Origin of the sequence: Pseudomonas sp. BF-R-30, from assembly GCF_019956175.1 — a bacterium.
Classification (GTDB): domain Bacteria; phylum Pseudomonadota; class Gammaproteobacteria; order Pseudomonadales; family Pseudomonadaceae; genus Aquipseudomonas; species Aquipseudomonas jessenii.
On the sequence record NZ_JAHBDE010000032.1, the window covers coordinates 17,856 to 36,041 of the forward strand.

An 18,186-nucleotide genomic window follows, 5' to 3' on the forward strand; every position below is an offset into this window, starting at 1 on the left:
GTTTTGAAACCTGATCAGAGCTAACAATAAGCCATTGGAGTTTTCCAGCACAGCAAAACAGGCTGGTGATCTCCCCACAGGAAAACCTCATGTCGATTTTCGAAACGGGTCTGGCGCCCTCGGCAGTCAACCATATCGCCCTCTCTCCGCTGAGCTTTATCGAGCGCACAGCCTCTGTCTACGGTGAGTATCCCGCTGTGATCCACGGCGCCATCCGGCGCAACTGGCAAGAGACTTATGAGCGTTGCCGGCGCCTGGCCAGTGCACTGAGCAGGTGGGGTATCGGCAAGGGCGATACAGTGGCGGTGATGTTGCCCAACATTCCCGCCATGCTTGAAGTTCACTTTGGCGTGCCGATGATCGGCGCAGTGCTCAATACCCTGAACGTACGCCTGGACGCGCAAGCCATTGCCTTCATGCTTGAACACGGCGAAGCCAAGGTCTTGATCACCGATCGAGAGTTCCACGCGGTCATTCGTGAGGCCTTGAGCTTGCTCTCCCATCCGCCACTGGTGGTCGATGTGGACGACCCGGAGTACGGCGAAGGCTGCGCGGTCAGCGCGCTAGACTATGAAGCTTTCCTCGCTGAAGGCGACCCGCAGTTCGCCTGGCAATGGCCTGAGGATGAATGGCAAGCCATCTCGCTCAATTACACATCCGGCACCACGGGCAATCCAAAGGGCGTCATCTACCACCACCGCGGGGCCTATCTCAATTCACTGGGCAATCAGATGACTTGGGCCATGGGTCACCACCCGGTGTACCTGTGGACATTGCCGATGTTCCATTGCAACGGCTGGTGCTATCCGTGGACGGTGACTGCGTTGGCAGGGACTCACGTGTTCCTGCGCCGTGTCGACCCGTACAAAATTCTCACGTTGATTCACGAACATCGGGTCAGCCATCTGTGTGGTGCACCGATTGTTCTTAATGGGCTGGTCAACTTGCCCGACTCGGCCAAAGTCACCCTCGATCATCCGGTCGACGCCATGCTGGCAGGCGCGGCACCACCGGCCAAAGTCATCGGCGCGGTGGAGGAGATGGGCATCAAGGTCACTCACGTGTATGGCCTGACCGAGGTTTACGGCCCAGTGACCGTTTGCGCCTGGCATGCGCAATGGGACGAGCAACCGCTGTATGAGCGTGCAAGGATCAAGTCGCGCCAAGGCGTACGCTATCCGACCCTGGAAGGGCTGATGGTTGCCGATCCGCAAACCCTTGAACCGGTCCCCTTGGACGGCACAAGTGTCGGCGAAATCTTCATGCGCGGGAACACGGTCATGAAGGGTTATTTGAAGAACCCCAAAGCGACAAGTGAAGCGTTCGAAGGCGGCTGGTTCCATACCGGCGACCTGGCGGTCCGTCACCCTGACGGCTATGTCGAAATCAAGGATCGCCTCAAAGACATCATCATCTCGGGCGGCGAGAACATTTCCACCATCGAGGTCGAAGACGTTCTCTATCGTCACCCGGCAGTACTGGAGGCCGCAGTGGTCGCCCGCCCGGACGAAAAGTGGGGCGAAACCCCTTGCGCCTTCATCAAGCTCAAAGTCGATTATCAGGACACCCGGGAAGCCGATATCATCCTGTTCTGTCGTGAACATCTGGCGGGCTTCAAATTGCCGAAAACCGTGGTGTTCAGCGAGTTGCCGAAAACATCGACAGGCAAGATCCAGAAGTACTTGTTGCGCGATTGGGCCAAGGCACTCTGAAAAGAGTGCCCAAGTTTAGAGGGCGTTAGATGGAGTAGCTGGCAAAGGCCATCAGCCGCTCTCCAGATGAAATGGAGAAGGCTGATGGTTCGCTGAAGACTTCAGCGTTTGCAGATCTTGTTCGCAGGTTTCATTGGCGTGGGGGACGCCAGGCTCGTCGACCTCTTCCTGCATCAACGTATCGCAGGCAAAAAAAACGCGGGTCGGCAATACTTCTCGAGCGAAGCATCGTCGAGATGAAAGGCATAGGTTCTGAAAAAAGGCATCTGGGCCTCCGGTGCAATCCCGATGGTGGGCAGGGGACGGGAAATCGAGGTTGGGTAAACAGGCTGGGTTGGGGGGGATGACGAACCTTGGCCGTTGGCGGCAATCCACTCGTTTGTTGACCACCGTTGTCGTCGATCTACAAAGGAATGTTTGGAGCTAACGGCCTCGGATCTGGTCGAACTTGCGGCAGTGTCTGATTACAGCCGAGCTACTTTTTGCGGTTCGCCGCCACCCCAGTACAACCAGGTCCAGCCGTCGCCCTTGCGCTGGAATACCCCGGTCGCAACGTACTGGACGACCGTTGGCTCAGCGTTTTCAATCGTGTGGCCGTCGATGCGGATCTGCGCCCAGGCAATGTCATCGCGCATCCAGGACACCACCAGTCGTGGTTCCCATCGGATGTTCAGGGTGGTCACCCACGTCACGCCATTTTGTACCGCTTCGGTCCCCATGAAGAACTCGTCCAAGCCTGAGCCGGCGATCGCGACGTCCGGATCGGCGAAGTACTTGGCGACGTCCGAGCCAGGCGTGGAAAAGCCCAGCAGGATTTTCGTGATAAAGGCATTGAGGGATTCCCGGGTCGCGGTGTCGGAAATCATGGAGGGCGACTGGTACCCAGCGAGACTGTCGATCATAAATACTCCTGTTGGCTTGCGTGGTGTAGGAACTTTTCTGCGGGTGACGGAGGTATGGCTGTCCGTGTGGCAAGACTTTTCATACGCGTCGTATGTTAGTTATGCTATTTAATATACGTTGCGCACGTCAAGTGGCGTGCATACCGTTTGTTTTTGTGTAAATCCTGGAGCGTTGGAAGGCTGAGTTTTTGTAGAAATCGATTGAGCAGCGGGGGGATTTTTGTGGTGAAGGGGCAAATCTGTCGATTGACATACGGGTTGTATGTTGTATTTTTGTCGGCATACACGGCGTATGTAATCAGCTTCTGCCTAACCAGGCTTGGCCAGGATGATGCGTGCCGGCACTTCTTCACTTGGATCAATCGTCAATCATGCATGACTTCAAAGATCACCGCGGATACTCGGCCATGTACCGCGAGGGGCACCTGACTCTTGGGCTTTACTTCGCGATTGAGTCCTACGCAGGGGCTATCCCGGAGATGGATGTAGCGCGACAGATCAGTACCGCGCAGTTGGCGGAACGCTACGGATTTTCGGCCGTGTATTTCAGGGATGTTCCTCTGAATGTTCCTTCGTTCGGTGATGTGGGCCACATTTATGACCCATGGGTATTCATGGGGTATGTGGCGGCGCAGACTACCCGTATCGCGCTCGCGACGGGCAGCATCGTTTCAACCTTGCGTCATCCCTTGCATCTCGCCAAGGCAGCAGCTTCGGTAGACAGGCTGTCGGGGCAGCGCCTCGTGCTTGGTCTTGCGACAGGGGACCGGCCAACCGAGTTCTCGGCCTTCAACGCCTCTCTCGAAAAACGCCAGGAATTGTTTCAGGAAGCATTGGCGGTGATGCGCCGTGTATGGAGCGAAGAGTCGCCAAGGATCTCCACTTCGAGGGTAGAACTGTCCGTCGCAGACCTGCTACCCAAGCCTCTACTGGGCACCATCCCCGTTATGGTGACGGGACACTCGCGTCAATCGCTGGAGTGGATCGCCAGTCATGCTGACGGTTGGCTCTACTATCCGCAGGACGTGGTGCAACAGGCAGTGACGATTCAAAAATGGCGGTCGTTGACTCAAGGTTTCAAGCCATTCTCGCAGTCACTTTATGTTGATCTCTCGCCAGATCCGGAAGAAGCACGCACGCCTATTCATCTCGGGTTCAGGTCAGGGCATCGCTTCCTGATCCATTACCTGCAAACGTTGAGAGAGATCGGGGTCAACCATGTCGGCTTGAATCTCAAATACGGTCGCCGCCCTGCGCACGAAGTCGTTCAGGAGCTGGGTGAGTATGTGGTTCCCCATTTTGCTGGCAACTATCCAGAAGCGTGACAATGAAGCGAAACGGAACGGAACGGCCAATTTTGATGGCCAGGTCTACAAGGCTTGGTCGACTACCGCGTCCAGGGTATCGCGACTGAAGCCCGACTTGGCTTGAATCGCCTTACCATGGAGCACAGCTAGCACGAAGGCGGCTAACGCGGAACAGTTGGAAAGCCTAGCAGTGGTGGGAAAAATTGTTGGACCCATAGAATTTTCCAACGACTGCTTTTGGCCCAGAGTGTGTAAAAACGCTTCACCAAAATTGAAGTATGCGCATCTACGTTAAATCTGAAATTTATCGGCACGTCAGCAGATGTGGATTTCGCGTAGAAACGCGATTTCCAGTCCGATTTTGAGTACCTGTCGCGCTCAAAAACGTTTGACAGTCGGGACTGGAGCAAAAATCGCGCTCCTACGCAAATTTCTGGTCTGCTGATACACAAGCACCAGCAGATTTTACGTAGCAACGCAGACTTCAAAACGGCGCATGCGTTTTTACACACTCTGGACCCAAAGCAGCCTCTCAGGCTCCTCATCTGTTAGCTAAAAAAACAACCCATAACCAGGGTCGCTTCAGTCTATTTAAACTGGCAAGCTACAAACTCCTCTCGTCTAGAGGGTGTTTTCTAGCGATATCGATGGTGGAATCAGTAAGATTTAAGTGGCTTCGGACGTCATTCATGATCACTCGCTCTTAATAGATTAAAGCAGTAGTGGCATGAGCTCATTTATTACAGAGACAAGACAAAGCGTCCAATCTTCATTGAAGATACTGGCGATCATTTTTTTTATGCGGTGGCGCAGAGCAGTCAGCCGTGTGCCTCTCTGCAAAAAACGTCGATGCCACGGATGGTTTACACGGTGACGCAGAAGCTATGAGGGCAGTCGCCGCAGCCGTTCTGAACTGGCCAGGTTCGGACTGCCGGAAGATGAAAGGCATTGTTCAGGAATCGATAAGTCGGGACAGATAGGTGGATTACAGCAGGTGAAAGTCTAGCGTTTAACGGTCTCGGCGTTCGGTGCAGAACATCTCAGCGGGGCGTGGGTATCTTTCAAATAGGGAACGGTCAGACTTTTATCCCTGGTCAAAAACAACCAACTTTACGTGCCTTGAAAAAGTACCCGCGTTGAATGACTGATTGAAAACATTACAAAGGCTGTAAAATTTGGATTTGAATAGTTGGTAAACCTCTGCCTCGACCATCCGTGAGAAAGAAGACAACCTAACTTCCACGACCTTGCATCACAATAATGCGGCTGTTGGGTATGGCATTCTTTATGGCAAGGCAAGGCCAGTACCACGACGGTCACCCTTTTCCGATACCAACCCTCGAATCGATAAAGTACCGATAAATCGTTCTTCAATGGAGCTATCCATGGCGTCAGGGCAGTGTCTGTGCGGGGCTGCACGCTTTTTCCTTGGGTTGAACCACGATTCTTTTATCGCTGCCACTTCACCCTATGCCGCAAAGAAACCGGGGTGGGCCATAATCTTGCCACGCTGGTCAAGGCGCGCGACTTTCGATGGGATGAAGGGCATGGCGCGATCACCAGTTAGCTCAAAACCAGTGGGCAGCCTGACCAAAATTCGGTTCACCGCCGTCCACTATTGGCCGATTTCTACCTGTCGTGACGGGCCGCAATCGACCGTAGCTGTGTAAAAACGTAGCCACTGTTTTGAAGTCTGAGTCGCTACGTAAAATCTGTCCAATCGCCGCCGCTCAGATGTGCCGTTCGCATATGCCCGTTTGGAGATTAGGTCGAGCGCGCCGGCGCGATTCAGGGTGTAGCTGAGTCGCTCGACTTAGGCGTCAGAACTATCGCGCCGTCGATCACTTCAATGGTCAGTACGTCGCTGATGCTCAATCCTAAACTGGCGAGTAGGTCAGGCGGCAAGTCAATGATGACGTCGCCGCTTCCATCCGCAGGGTCTTGGCATTTCACTGTCCAGCGCTGGGCTTCGGTCATGATGTTACTCACACTTTGGTCTTCGCGGGGATGATTCATTATGATCGCGAGGTCTTCGCCAGTTGAAGCGTGATGCTGACTGCTGATGACCTCTTCTGGTCATTTTCTGCCTGTCACGACCGGTTGAATCCACAACTCATAGTGGGCGAGATCAAGCAGCGAGAGCCTGCTAGCCTTGAGTGTCAGCTAGCATACAAGAGTACTGACGATGCAGATGATTAAAGTAGGGGGTAGTGGTTTGAATCATCTCCGTGCGTCATTGAGTCAGGCTGGATTGCCTTACGACGATGTGAGCTATCCAGGACGGCAGTTTTACCGATTCGAAGTGGATGGGAAATGGGTAGCATATGGAGGATTGGAGGGGGCTGGTCCCGATCTTCTGCTGCGCTCTCTAGTTGTTTGCGAGGAGCATCGTGGCGCGGGACTGGGAAAAGCGGTGTTGTCGGAACTCGAACAATTGGCGGCCTCCCAAGGTGCAGCCCGACTGCATTTGTTGACCCAAAACGCGGTTAATTTCTTTGCAACCAGTGGGTACGAACTGCTTGATAGGGATAAGGCGCCTGTCGCAATTACCCAGACAGCTCAGTTCAAGCATTTGTGCCCTTCCTCAGCAAGCTACCTGCGGAAAACTTTAAGCACTTCCCATTGTGCGAAGTAACCCATCGAATCGCTTCTGGGCCACCGCTAGCGTGGATAGTCAACGCTAGCGATGGCCGAGTGCAATTTATATAATTCAAAGCTTCCGAAGTTGGGTTATTGGCTGGCAAGGGCGTGGAGCGCGACCCGCGAAGCGGCCAAGTCCCAGGCCGCGGTACCAACGCTTTTAAATACAGCGGGTCGTGACGAATCGATTGGGCCGCGAATGGCTGCGGCCAGCGATCTGACTTGAGACCAATCCACACCTGCCCGCAATAGGTCGCCTGCTTCGTGCTGCGCACCGGCAGTATCGTCAGCATAGAGAACGCTACCGTCCAGAGTGACTTTGCCGAGCTCCGCCATCTCTGGCTTGAAAGCACCTACACCGATAATCAATCGACCAGGTTTGGCTAGCTCGTTGTAGACCGGCTCTGTGCTGGTGGTTACGGTGATTACCACATCCACGTCGGGAATGCTGTCGCCGCGCGGTTGCAAATGCTCGTGCAGGTCTCGATTGTTGTTGCAGAAGTCTGCCGTCGCTTGCGCGTCAATGCCCTTTACCCACAGCTTGCACTGTGGGTAAAGGGCATTGATAGCTTGTACGTGATGACGTGCTTGTGCGCCGGTCCCGAACAGTAAGATCTGTTTCGGTTCACGCTGCAACAGCGTTCGAATCGCCAGGAGGGTTACTGCCGCAGTACGACGCCCTGTGACCTCTGGGCCGTCGAGCAAGCACTTTATTTGTCCGGTTACGGCATCACATACGGTTACCGTGCCGTTGATCGTGGGCAGCTGACGCTGCACATTCCCCGGCTGGACGTTTACCAGTTTGTGGATGCCGATGTCCTGGGCGGTGGCGGGCATGCTCAGCAAAACACCGCCGTCACCCAGGGGTACAACCAAGCGCTCAGGGCTCAGAATTGAACCAGCTTCCAGTTCGGTTGCGGCTTGGGCAATAGCGTCCACGAGTTTTTTGAAATCTAGCAGTGCCGCTGTCTGCGCTTGATCACAGACAGTAACCGCAAGGTTTTTCGGGGCGGCATTATTCGCCAGCATATTTGTCATTGAATATTCCTTTTGCTGAGATCAGTAGTGGATGTCGGAAAGAAACTGCTGTGCGCGCAAGTGCGTTGATAAACGGCCTACGCCTGGCGTATGGACGGCACAGCCATCGCAGGCAAGCCGTGCTCGTATGTGGCCTCAGTGTAAAATTTGCGCAAGAAAGGCCTTGGCCCGCGCGCTGTTCGGGGCGCTGAAGAAGTCCTGAGGCGGTGCGTCCTCAATGATCTGGCCGCCGTCGAGAAACAGCACGCGCTCGGCCACTTGCCGAGCAAAGCCCATTTCGTGGGTCACGCAGAGCATGGTCATACCGCTGCCGGCCAGGTTAACCATCACATCCAACACTTCGCTTACCATCTCCGGGTCGAGCGCCGAGGTGGGTTCGTCGAACAACATGATTTTGGGTTCCATGCACAACGCCCGGGCGATCGCCACGCGCTGTTGCTGGCCCCCCGAGAGCTGGCTGGGGTACTTGCCGGCCTGGCTGGCGATACCGACTTTTTGCAGGAAGTGCTGGGCCAGTTCCTCGGCCTTCTTGCGGCTCAGGCCACGCACCGAAATTGGGGCCAAGGTGCAGTTATCGAGCACGCTCATGTGCGGGAACAGATTGAAATGCTGGAACACCATGCCTATTTCACTGCGGACCTTGGCGGCCTCGCGGTTGGTCTGGGCCAAGTCGGTGTCGTTGACCAGAATGCGGCCTTTTTCGGCGATTTCCAGGCGGTTGATGCAGCGGATCAGCGTCGATTTTCCGGAGCCGGAAGGCCCACAGAGCACGATGCGTTCGCCTTCGCGCACTTTCAGATCGATGTTGTGCAGCACATGGAAGGCGCCATAGAACTTGTTCAGGCCGGCGATATCAACCACAACCTTACGGGTGTCCGGGCTTGCGGCGAGCGGAGTGTCTACACGGGCAGAGAGGGCATGCATGGTCTTGTCTCCGGCAATCAGTGAAAGCGCTCGGCGCTGTACGGGGCAGGGTTGGTAAAGGGGGGGACACCGGTCATCAACTCGGCCAGCAGACGGCCGCAGACCGGGCCGAGGGTCAGGCCATGGTGGGCATGCCCGAAGTTGAACCACAAACCTTTGTGTCGTGGCGCCGGGCCGATCACCGGGCACATGTCCGGCAAGCATGGACGGCGTCCCAGCCAAGGCTCGGCATCCAAGCGTTCGCCCAGCGGGTAGAAGGCGCGCGCCAGCTCTTCGCAGCGACGTAGCTGGATTTCGTTGACCGGGTCCTGGCTGTCGGCGAACTCGATCCCGGTGGTCAGGCGAATGCCGCCGACCATCGGTGCCAGGACATAACCGCCCACCGGGTCAAGCAGCGGTTGTTGCAAGCGCGTGCCAGGCAGGGCGGCATAGTGCATGTGATAACCGCGCTTGATCGCCAGTGGAATGTCATACCCTAGTGGCTCGAAAATGCCCCGGGCTTGCGGGCCGAGGGCGACCACGGCTTCGTCTGCAATCACCAGGCCCTGTTCGCTCTGCACTTCCCATTTACCCACGCGCTGGCGCAAGGATAGGGCGTCACCAAGGACGAACACGCCGCCGCGTTTGACGAACAGTTCGGCATAACCGCGTGTCAGGCCGCCGGGGTCGCTAACGGTCTTGGGGTCCAGCCAGTGAATGCCGCCGACCACGCTGCTGTGCAAGCCCGGTTGACGGGCATGCATCTGGTCGCGGTCGAGCACTTCATAATTCAGGCCATAGTCCATGAGCGCAGCAGCGTCGCGTTGGGCCTTGGCAAACGCCTGTGGAGAATTGTAGGCCTCGACCCAGCCACTGGCCTGGATCAAGTGATCCATGCCAGCCGGTGCAGAGAGCAGGTCGTGTTCGCTGATGCAGTTCTCCACCAACGGCAGCATGGCCCGGGTTGCGGCGGCCAAGCCCTTGGTCCCGGAGTGCCGCCAGTACTGCAGCAGCCATGGACTGGCCTTGGGCAGGTACTTCAGGCTGTAGCGCACGTCCGACTGCTGGTTGCCCGCGTAGCGCAACAGGCTCGACAGTTGGCGCGGGAACGCGTAGGGAATTACGCTGGCGCGCTCGATCAGCCCGGCATTGCCGTGGCTGGTGCCGTTACCCGGCTGCTGGCGGTCGATGAGCATGACCTTACGGCCACGGGCCTGTAACTGGAGTGCGGTACTGACGCCGACAATCCCTGCGCCCAGAACGATGGTTTCGCAATGCATGGTGTATCCCTGATGCAGGGGCGCGCACGGCAGCCCGAGAAAATTTGGTTTACTGCAGGTGACGGCCGAGGCGGCCCTCGAGCGCTTTCAGGCTGCGCCGCACGACTTCCACAATCAGCAGATAGAGCACGGCGGCCCAGAGGTAGATTTGGAAGTCGAAACTGCGCGAGAAGGCCAGCTTGGTCACTCCCATCAAGTCGTAGATGGTCACCAGCGAGGCAATGGCGCTGGCCTTGATCATCAGGATCAGTTCATTGCCCAGCGGGCCAATGGCGACCAGTAGGGATTGCGGCAAGATGACTTTGCGAAAGGTGGTCCAGCGCGACAGGCTGAGGGCTTTCGAGGCCTCGCGCTGGCCTTGGGTCACGGCCAGGATGCTGCCGCGCAAAATCTCGGCCTGATAGGCCGCGGTGTTCAGTGTGAAGGCCAGCAGCGTGCAGAACCAGGCGTCACGGAAGAACCACCACATACCCACGTCCTGCCAGAAGCCTTTGAACGAACCCAGGCCGTAATAGAGCATGAACAGCTGTGCCAGCAGCGGCGAACCGCGGAAGAAATACACGTAGACGCCGGTAAAACGGCTGATAAAGCGGTTACTCGACAACCGGCCCAAGGCGATCAGCAGACCGAGCAGGGCGCCAAGGGTGAAGGAAATGGCCACCAGCTTGGCAGTCACCAACAGGCCTTCGATGAAGCGGGGACCGTAACGCTCCAACAAGTCAGGGCTGAGGAACAGATTTTGCAATTCATCGAAGCTCATGGGCGAACGCTCCGTTGATGGCGGTTGAAATACTGCTCCAGGAACTGGAACAGGCGGCCGGAAATGGCCGAGAAAAACAGGTAGCCAAAGCAGGCCACGGTGTAGAACAGCATCGGTTCCTTGGTGACGCTGACCGCCAGGTTCGTCTGGCGCATCAGGTCGACCAGGGAGATGGTCGACACCAGCGAGGTGTCCTTGAGCAGCGACAGCCAGTTATTCGACAGGCCCGGCAAAGCAATGCGTACCAATTGCGGCAGCACCACCTTGGTAAAGGTTGTCCGTCGGGATAGGCCCAGGGCGGCTGCAGCTTCGAACTGGCCCTTGGGCACGGTTTTGAAGGCGCCCAGCCAGATCTGGCTGGAAAACGCGGCGAACACCAGACTGAAGGCGATCATCGCGGCGACGAAGGGGTTGATCGCGACTTCGGCCTCGTAGCCCATCGCGGCCAACAGTTTCTGCGCACCGATCTGGCAGCCGTAATAGATTATCAGCAGGGTCAGCAGCTCGGGCAGCCCGCGGAACACGGTGGCAAACACCGTGCTCATGGAGCGCAGCCAGCGACGTCGGGAACGGGCGGCCAAGGCCAGGCCCAGGCCCAGCGGCAAGCCAATCGGCAGGCAGCTCAGGGCCAGGACAATGGTCACCAGAGCGCCGGCCAGCAAGGCTGAACCCCAGCCGCCGCTGGCGAAGGATAGCAATGACAGGTTTTCGAACATGCTCGAACCCTCTCGGTAAATTAAGCTCGCACGCCCTCACCGCACCCGTGTGTGGGTGCGGTGCAACATGTCGGCAAGTAACGACCCTCAGGCGCGCCTGAGGGCTCGGGGGATCAATAGATATCGAAGGCGAAGTAGCGACTGGAGATCTTCTTATAGGTGCCGTCGGCAATGATCTCATCCAGCGCCTTGTTGAAGCGCTCGCGCAGGACATCGTCACCTTTGCGCACCGCGATCGAGGCATCGGCGGTGGTGCCGTTGACGTCGCCGATGATCTTGCAGCAGTCCTTGCCAGCGCTGTCGACCCAGGCCAGCAGCGGGAATTTGTCGGCAATCACCCCGTCGATCCGGCCAGTCGCCAAGTCGCTGTTGGCTTCATCGAGGGTAGGGTAGAGCTTCACGTCGGCGCCGGCTGGGCCGTAATGATCTTCGGCATAGATGGCCTGGGTCGAGGATGCCTGGGCACCGACCGTGCGGCCCTTGAAGTTCGTCTGGGCGTCGGTGATGTTCGAGTCCTTGGATACTGCCACGGACAGGGGGGTACGGTAGTAGTGCCGGGTGAAATCGATTTTCTGCTTGCGCTCATCGGTGGCGATCATCGAAGCCACGACCGCATCGTATTTCTTCGCCATTAGCGCCGGGATAATCCCTTCCCAGTCCTGGGCGACGATGCTGCACTGCACGTTCATGCGTTCGCACAACGCGTTGGCGATATCCACATCGAAACCGTGCAGCTTGTTGTCCGAGTCAACGTAGTTGAACGGCGGGTAAGCGCCTTCGGTAGCAATCTTCAGTACTTCAGCCTGCGCGCTGGTGGCCCCGGCCAGGACCATTGCGCATACACCGGCAAAGCGAATGACGTGTTTCATCCAGCACCTCGTTTTATTGTTTTGAGTTTGGTGATGATGTGTATCCAACGAACTCGTTGTGTAAGGCCGCGATGGCTTCAAGACGCCCTTCGACCTCGGGACCCAGCTGTTTGCAGACGTCGTTGACAAGCAGGTGGACCAGCGACAGCATCGCCGCTGTCGATTCCCAGAACAGGTTGAACTCGGTGGGCACGCGGAACACTTCATCAGCGTTCTGTTCGGCCCAGTCGCAAAAGGTGTCGGTGATCAGCGTTACAGGGATTCCGGCATCGCGGGCCTTGCGGCACAGGGTCAGGGCGTGGCGGGAATAGCGGCGGGCTTCGAACACCACCAGCGCACTGTCTTCGGGGGCACTGAGCAACACGTCGGCGTAATGCCCGGCGGCACCGTCGACCCAGTGTGTGTCATCGCGCAGGTACTGCAACAGATGAACCATGGATGCTGCGATGCCACGCTCTGTCTGGAACCCGGCGACGAACACCTTGCGCCGTGTGGCCAGGCGCTGGCTGACGCTGTGCCAGCTCGGGGTGAGGCTATATTCGTAAACCTTAACCAGGGCCGCGACTTCCAACTCGAAGCTGCGCGGTAGGCCTTGCGGGCCCTGGCTGGCTTGGTGGCGAAACTCCTGCAAGCGATCGCCCACCAGCCATGGGCCATCGCCCAGGTCGACCTTGAGGTCGTTTTTCAGGTCTTTGAAGTGGCTATATCCGAGGGAGCGACAGAAGCGCCCCACACTGGATTCACTGACGTTCAATTTCGCGGCAATATCAGCGGCAGTCTGGAACGGCAGTTCATAGAGGTTGGCCAGCATATAGTTAGCAATCACCCGGCCAGAGGCGGCGGCGGTTGAAAGACTGCTTTCAAGGCGTTGTTTGATGGGCTGGCTCAAGGCTGCTTCCTGTTGTTTTTCAGCGCTTACGAAAGAAAATGCGTGTTTTCTGGCATTAAGTCAATACATGACAGATAGCTGTCACGATCGATGGTCGTCACTCTGATACGCAGCATCGACAACTCGGTTGGAGCTTCAGGATGCCCCAAGCACGACCTTGTACAGTGAAGAAGCCAAGAATCCCATGTGCGCCATCCTCTTGGTCACCTAGCGCGACATCAGTCATTTTCTAATGCATCGTCGGCAGGACGCCTGAGGAGGGAGAAACGCAAAGTTCTGAAACGGTCAATTGTGGATGAACGTCCAGAGATCGGTATTCAGTTTGTCGATAGCGGCTTTAAAGTCCTTGGCGGTGATTTGCTGCGCCATAACTACCACCGAAGCTACCGAAATCAGAAATGAAAAAGGCCCGCCGAATGGCGAGCCTAACTCATTGAATTTATTGGTGGGCCCACACGGACTTGAACCGTGGAGCAAAGGATTATGAGTCGCCGCCTGATGCACCGAGGTCAATAAAGTTTAGGCTAGGTAGGGGATGGGTACAATAGCTTTAACCAGTTGATTACATGTAGGTTTGGCTAGTTTCCGCTAGGTGGGTAAAGCTGAGCACTGTACTGCTGCCATACCTTTTTCAAGGTTCCGGGTCATCTTGTTGATGCATCCCCTTGTGCTTCAGGCGGGGCTACTGTGCCTGCATCAAGGATACCCACAAGGGTGACGTGCTTCTGGTGGAGTCCATCGACCGTTTTTCCAGGTTTCCGGTGGAGGACTGCAGAAGATGAAGGTTGGCTCTACTACTACAGTTCTGAGAATTCGAGATCTTAAAATGATCGCCAATTGTTAAACAGAATACTCGACAGAATAACTATTTCGGATCTGTAGTCTTTTACCTTGGTTAGGTTTTTTGCAGCTTTCACTGCCCATTCCTGGTTTAGGCTTAGCCCAACAATTATTTTTTTAGGGTTTGAAGATTGGTCGTTAGAGTATTAAGGGACATGTTGGGCATCCTATAGAGTGGGCCGGGTCAGAATGGTACCCCTTACTAGGGATTGTTGGCGAAGTTCGCTTCCTTGCCTCTTCGTAGAAATCCTAATTTTGGATCTGGGTGCGATCTCTAGAGGAGGGGCGCATATTACGGAGGTTGATTCTCTCGCCTGCTCGGCTCGATCACATCTCAAGATGTTGGCTAAATTCGCTCTTGCAATCAGCCTTTTCTTTAGAGGAGAGACTGTGTAAGCCATTGACGGCCACAGGCGTTTTGGCGAGCAGTTAAATGGCCGAGGCTATCACCCCGGTTATCCGTAGCACCTAAACTGCAACCAAAAAAACATGATGAGGTGAGTGCGTACCAGTCGATTGCCATTGTATCCTCCATGCGATGATTGGGTGTTTTAGTTTCCATAGTATCTATCTATTTGGAAAACGAATTCGATTTCTTCTCGGATTCAGTATAGCAAGCATGTGATGAACTCTCCAGCTTTGAGATATTGCGCAAATACTTCCGCATATCTATCTATATGGAAATAAAATTCGATTTCTCCAGCAAGCCGGTATCGTGCCGTCGCTATACTATCTATATGGAAAACAGTTTCGATTTCGCTACTCAGTAGAGGTCTGCGGTTGGTGATTGGTAAGAGCTGGAGTGGCAGTGATTATCTTGCGATCGCTATACTATCTATATGGAAATCAAATTCGATTTCTCCAGCAAACCGGTATCGTGCTGCCGCTATACTATCTATATGGAAAACAGTTTCGATTTCGCTACTCAGTAGAGGTCTGCGGTTGGTGATTGGTAAGAACTGGAGTGGCAGCAATCAGCTTGCGATCGCTAATATATCTATATGGAAATCAAATTCGATTTCTCTAGCAAGCCGGTATCGTGCCATCGCTATACTATCTATATGGAAAACAGTTTCGATTTCGCCACTCGGCTAAGGGTTGCGATTGAAGATCGCTAAGGCGCTATGGTGGGTGTGATTTGCAGCTATTTTTTGTATTATGATGATTTTTAAGATGTGCCTCCAGTTAGCGAGGGCAGGGGTGTCACGGTGCGAATGAGGGGGCGTGATAGGCTGTTTTTGATTTTTTATTGGAGGCTACGTCGAGTAATTGTTGTTTCGCTTCGGAAGAGTTGGATTTTCGGAGGGCTAGTTCCTGTACTTGTGTCTCGGAGGTTAATGCGTTGCACTTTGATTTATCTATATTGGCGTGAATATCAACGATGGTAGAACACAGGGCTGTATAGCTTCTAATAGGTTGTCATCCCAATTCACGCAGTGCCAGCACTGGATGTCGTTCTAACTATCAAGGAGCTGATTTCTATTGGGTGTTTGAAAAAAAACGCTCGCTCAGTGAGTTTGTCAAGTTCACGGGGAGCATATTCTTCTATCGATTTCCCATTGAAAGGTAAGCGGAGAAACTAACGATAAAAATGGTTGTCGTGAGTTTTCCAGGCTAAGGAACCGCACATGCTCAGCGTCCAGGTGATCATCGAAGAATGGGAGAGCGACCGTGCCATCCGCCTCCCCAACGCGGTGCTGCAAACTCTAGGCTTGGCGGTCGGCGACCGCTTGTACCTAAAGACGACTCGCAATGGTGTCGTCCTGTCTCGCCACCCGAATCCGTCGCTGGAGGAGCTGTTGGCTCCCTTGCTCGAGAACAAGGATGGGCATATGTTCTAGGAGTATCAGCAGGGCATTGCCACTTTTGCCGCCATTACGACCTATGATTTACTGGAAGGTCGCTACGTTGTCGGAAACCTGGGTAACGAGAGCAAGCGCGGCGTCGACTACACCTACCATCCAAGCACGACCGACTTCACCCCTGCGGCCCTGCGCAACGCGGGCATCCGTTAAGCCGTCTAGCCGTCGCGCCAGAGGGGCCGGTATGGCCGATTTCTGCCTTCCACGACCGGCTGAAACCGGCCAAAAGACAGTTGGCCTTAGTCGGTCCCTATCAAAACCTCATTTGTAAGCGCCTAGAAACCCGAGGCGATTCATGCTTTCGGCCACAGCAGTCATGAGTGGTGATGAAAAACATCAATTGCCTTCACTCACTATGATGGCAGAGGCATGGCATGATAGCCGTGAAAATTGCCAAGGATGGAATACAACACTTATGAAGATACCTACCTGGTTCATACCACTCAGCGAAACGCTGAGTACCGCGCTAACTCGTGGAGCTGCCCCCGACATAGCCCGCCTGTCAAGGTATGAAGTAGCAGCGATCCTCTACGTGCTTCAGCTGTCCAAACCAATCAAATCGCCCGTCCGCTCCATTGAGATGGAGCGGAAGTTTGCGGGATTCCTAGGCCTCCACAGCGACCAGCTGAGATCCGCCTTGGCTGATGCTTACGATCAGACAGCCTTTATCGCAGGCCTCGCACAAGCCGCTGAATTAGGCATTGGACTGGTTGACAAAGAAACGATCATCAAACATCCATTCATTCGACCAGAGGGCAGCTGGGATTTTGATTTCGCCAAGCGTTATATGGCTGTCTATGGAGCTGTGAGGCACGAACATGTTCGCCCTGGTGGTGCGGTCATCAGGTTGAGCGATCACCAACTTCGATTGATCCACAACATCCGCGCGAACCAGAAAGACTCAATTGAAGCACAGGCGCATGCCGGAACAGGCAAGACCTTCGTCTTGGACGAAATCATGGCTTTGATGCCTAAACGCCGTTTTATTTTCCTAGCAGACGTTGAGCCAAAACTTAAGGCAGTTCGGGCCCGATTCTCCCAAGAAAAGGTACGGACTTCCACCTTCAAAAGTCTGGCAGAGTTACTGCTATCGAAGGGGGACAGATTTCTCCAAAACAAGATGGTGGCCGAGTCTCGATTGTCTCTGTCTTACTCGGAGCTTGCGGAGCGGGTCGGGCTTAGCCCCATCGGCAATCGAAGTGCCTCACAAGTAGCGGCATTGTGCTGGTCCGTGATTTTCAAGTTTTGCATGTCTAAAGATTTGTGTATCACTTCCCGCCATATCCCTCAGGATCAAACTCGTTGGCTATCTCCAATTGATCAGGAGATTGTGGCAGCGGCCGCCGCTAAGCTTTGGTACAAAATGACGCAGCTAGACTTGGAAGCTCCCTCACTTCCAGTCCGCGGTTACCACCGGATCAAACAGATGTCTTTGGGAGGACTTTATGTCCCAGATGGTATTGACACTGTACTAATAGACGAAAGTCATGATCTTACGGCACCGATGGTTGAGCTTCTCGACAAATCGCCGCAAACCGTAATCTCTCTAGGCGACCAATTCCAGAATCTTGAAGGTCGATATGTCCCGCATAAAGCAATGATTCGACATCGAGAAATGGCAACTTCGTTGCGTGCGGGACCTGCTCTCGTTGGATACATCAATCCGCTTATAGAGATCTTTCCTGGCGCCTCAGCCCTACCTTTTACGGCTGACAGGGCCAAAGAGATGGTTGTCGAGGAGTATCCCGCTGACTCCTTCCCTCCGGAGTCGACTGTTATTTTGGTAGCGGATGACTGGGGAGTTTTCGATTGGCTCGTGCGCAGCCGGGAGATGGGTCAAGGTGCAGCAGTAGTCGACTGGAATAACAATTTTGAGCTTTTTCTAGACGACTGCTTGAATTTATTTATGAGTAACGAGAAACCAAGACATGGTGCTATCGCCCGCTATCGGACGTGGGACCAACTCCATGAAGAGATGAAATGGAACAATGCTTTTCTCAGGGTTGAACAATGGCTTGGTTCAGTCGGTATTAAATTCGGTGTATCAGGGCTTTACAAGTGTGCCGAACTCGCTGAGTTTGCGAACCACACTCCTGTACGCCCATTGCTGGCGACAGTTTTCACTGCGAAAAATTTTGAATTTTCGAGGATGGCTATCTCAGAAGACCTCTACTACTCCCCGGATCTACACGGCAAAAGGTTGCTTTCCAAAAAACTAGCTTTGCTTTATACAGCGATTACCCGAGCTTCCGGAAAAGTATACTTCCCCGACACTCATCACGAATGGATGGGCTGTATCACACGTGCTGCAGGGATGCTCAAATAATAAGCAACCGGCTACCGACCGGGACTAAATTAAAAGGCGGAGTGACCGGCTGCTAATGGCTAGTAACCTTGGCTCCCTTCCGCGAAGCGGGGCTATAGGTAAGATCAAGCCGCTTTGCGGAAAATGGCCAGGTGGGTGGATT

At 54.8% G+C, this 18,186-nt stretch carries 14 protein-coding genes; 5 read left to right on the top strand and 9 right to left on the bottom strand.

The window, feature by feature from the left end; genetic code table 11:
- Window positions 1-89: 89 nt before the first annotated feature.
- Window positions 90-1,712 carry an acyl-CoA synthetase gene (locus KGB20_RS17020; RefSeq protein WP_223532801.1) on the top strand — a complete coding sequence of 541 codons (1,623 nt, stop codon included), beginning with the start codon at window positions 90-92 and terminating at the stop codon, window positions 1,710-1,712.
- Between the two features lie 464 nt (window positions 1,713-2,176).
- Here the strand turns inward: KGB20_RS17020 and KGB20_RS17025 are convergent, their stop codons facing one another.
- Entirely contained in the window at window positions 2,177-2,614 is a 438-nt protein-coding gene (locus tag KGB20_RS17025) for a nuclear transport factor 2 family protein (protein WP_223532803.1), read from the bottom strand.
- A gap of 371 nt (window positions 2,615-2,985) precedes the next feature.
- Here KGB20_RS17025 and KGB20_RS17030 point away from each other — a divergent pair, with 371 nt between their 5' ends.
- Complete coding sequence (locus KGB20_RS17030; protein WP_223532825.1) at window positions 2,986-3,939, top strand: LLM class oxidoreductase; 954 nt, start codon at window positions 2,986-2,988, stop codon at window positions 3,937-3,939.
- A gap of 1,770 nt (window positions 3,940-5,709) precedes the next feature.
- Here KGB20_RS17030 and KGB20_RS17035 read toward each other — a convergent pair.
- Window positions 5,710-5,898: an AbrB/MazE/SpoVT family DNA-binding domain-containing protein gene (locus KGB20_RS17035; RefSeq protein WP_223532805.1), complete on the bottom strand. Its 189-nt coding sequence runs from the start codon at window positions 5,896-5,898 to the stop codon at window positions 5,710-5,712.
- 208 nt (window positions 5,899-6,106) lie between these two features.
- Between KGB20_RS17035 and arsN2 the strand changes: the two genes are divergently transcribed.
- Window positions 6,107-6,556 carry an arsenic resistance N-acetyltransferase ArsN2 gene (arsN2, locus tag KGB20_RS17040; RefSeq protein ID WP_223532807.1) on the top strand — a complete coding sequence of 150 codons (450 nt, stop codon included), beginning with the start codon at window positions 6,107-6,109 and terminating at the stop codon, window positions 6,554-6,556.
- Window positions 6,557-6,651: 95 nt separating this feature from the next.
- On the opposite strand, the gene lhpI is transcribed toward arsN2, so the two are convergent.
- From lhpI to KGB20_RS17075, 7 genes are all read right to left on the bottom strand, one after another.
- Window positions 6,652-7,599 (bottom strand): bifunctional Delta(1)-pyrroline-2-carboxylate/Delta(1)-piperideine-2-carboxylate reductase, encoded by a 948-nt coding sequence (gene lhpI, locus KGB20_RS17045; protein ID WP_223532809.1) that lies wholly within the window; start codon window positions 7,597-7,599, stop codon window positions 6,652-6,654.
- 135 nt (window positions 7,600-7,734) lie between these two features.
- Complete coding sequence (locus KGB20_RS17050) at window positions 7,735-8,523, bottom strand: amino acid ABC transporter ATP-binding protein (RefSeq protein WP_263293096.1); 789 nt, start codon at window positions 8,521-8,523, stop codon at window positions 7,735-7,737.
- 17 nt (window positions 8,524-8,540) lie between these two features.
- The gene (locus KGB20_RS17055; protein ID WP_223532811.1) at window positions 8,541-9,782 is read right to left on the bottom strand and encodes an NAD(P)/FAD-dependent oxidoreductase; all 1,242 of its coding nucleotides are present in this window, start codon (window positions 9,780-9,782) and stop codon (window positions 8,541-8,543) included.
- A gap of 49 nt (window positions 9,783-9,831) precedes the next feature.
- Window positions 9,832-10,542, bottom strand: coding sequence for an ABC transporter permease (locus tag KGB20_RS17060; RefSeq protein WP_030131264.1), 711 nt, complete (start codon window positions 10,540-10,542; stop codon window positions 9,832-9,834).
- Window positions 10,539-11,258, bottom strand: a complete 720-nt coding sequence (locus KGB20_RS17065; protein WP_223532813.1) for an ABC transporter permease — start codon at window positions 11,256-11,258, stop codon at window positions 10,539-10,541. The genes KGB20_RS17060 and KGB20_RS17065 overlap by 4 nt, the downstream gene beginning before the upstream one ends.
- A 113-nt stretch (window positions 11,259-11,371) precedes the next feature.
- Window positions 11,372-12,127 carry a transporter substrate-binding domain-containing protein gene (locus tag KGB20_RS17070; protein ID WP_223532815.1) on the bottom strand — a complete coding sequence of 252 codons (756 nt, stop codon included), beginning with the start codon at window positions 12,125-12,127 and terminating at the stop codon, window positions 11,372-11,374.
- Window positions 12,128-12,140: 13 nt separating this feature from the next.
- Window positions 12,141-13,016, bottom strand: a complete 876-nt coding sequence (locus KGB20_RS17075; RefSeq protein ID WP_223532817.1) for a MurR/RpiR family transcriptional regulator — start codon at window positions 13,014-13,016, stop codon at window positions 12,141-12,143.
- 2,468 nt (window positions 13,017-15,484) lie between these two features.
- Here KGB20_RS17075 and KGB20_RS17080 point away from each other — a divergent pair.
- Both KGB20_RS17080 and KGB20_RS17085 read left to right on the top strand, forming a co-directional pair.
- Window positions 15,485-15,697: an AbrB/MazE/SpoVT family DNA-binding domain-containing protein gene (locus tag KGB20_RS17080; protein WP_223532819.1), complete on the top strand. Its 213-nt coding sequence runs from the start codon at window positions 15,485-15,487 to the stop codon at window positions 15,695-15,697.
- A 316-nt stretch (window positions 15,698-16,013) separates the two neighbouring features.
- Window positions 16,014-18,044 carry a hypothetical protein gene (locus KGB20_RS17085; RefSeq protein WP_223532821.1) on the top strand — a complete coding sequence of 677 codons (2,031 nt, stop codon included), beginning with the start codon at window positions 16,014-16,016 and terminating at the stop codon, window positions 18,042-18,044.
- Window positions 18,045-18,186: the final 142 nt, after the last annotated feature.

Excerpts from the sequence above, each read along its gene's own strand:
- KGB20_RS17085 (WP_223532821.1), top strand. The coding sequence starts at position 16,014 with ATGCTTTCGGCCACAGCAGTCATGAGTGGTGATGAAAAACATCAATTG.
- KGB20_RS17035 (WP_223532805.1), bottom strand. The coding sequence starts at position 5,898 with ATGACCGAAGCCCAGCGCTGGACAGTGAAATGCCAAGACCCTGCGGAT.
- KGB20_RS17065 (WP_223532813.1), bottom strand. The coding sequence starts at position 11,258 with ATGTTCGAAAACCTGTCATTGCTATCCTTCGCCAGCGGCGGCTGGGGT.
- KGB20_RS17060 (WP_030131264.1), bottom strand. The coding sequence starts at position 10,542 with ATGAGCTTCGATGAATTGCAAAATCTGTTCCTCAGCCCTGACTTGTTG.
- KGB20_RS17080 (WP_223532819.1), top strand. The coding sequence starts at position 15,485 with ATGCTCAGCGTCCAGGTGATCATCGAAGAATGGGAGAGCGACCGTGCC.
- KGB20_RS17070 (WP_223532815.1), bottom strand. The coding sequence starts at position 12,127 with ATGAAACACGTCATTCGCTTTGCCGGTGTATGCGCAATGGTCCTGGCC.
- arsN2 (WP_223532807.1), top strand. The coding sequence starts at position 6,107 with ATGCAGATGATTAAAGTAGGGGGTAGTGGTTTGAATCATCTCCGTGCG.
- KGB20_RS17020 (WP_223532801.1), top strand. The coding sequence starts at position 90 with ATGTCGATTTTCGAAACGGGTCTGGCGCCCTCGGCAGTCAACCATATC.
- lhpI (WP_223532809.1), bottom strand. The coding sequence starts at position 7,599 with ATGACAAATATGCTGGCGAATAATGCCGCCCCGAAAAACCTTGCGGTT.
- KGB20_RS17030 (WP_223532825.1), top strand. The coding sequence starts at position 2,986 with ATGCATGACTTCAAAGATCACCGCGGATACTCGGCCATGTACCGCGAG.
- KGB20_RS17050 (WP_263293096.1), bottom strand. The coding sequence starts at position 8,523 with ATGCATGCCCTCTCTGCCCGTGTAGACACTCCGCTCGCCGCAAGCCCG.
- KGB20_RS17055 (WP_223532811.1), bottom strand. The coding sequence starts at position 9,782 with ATGCATTGCGAAACCATCGTTCTGGGCGCAGGGATTGTCGGCGTCAGT.
- KGB20_RS17025 (WP_223532803.1), bottom strand. The coding sequence starts at position 2,614 with ATGATCGACAGTCTCGCTGGGTACCAGTCGCCCTCCATGATTTCCGAC.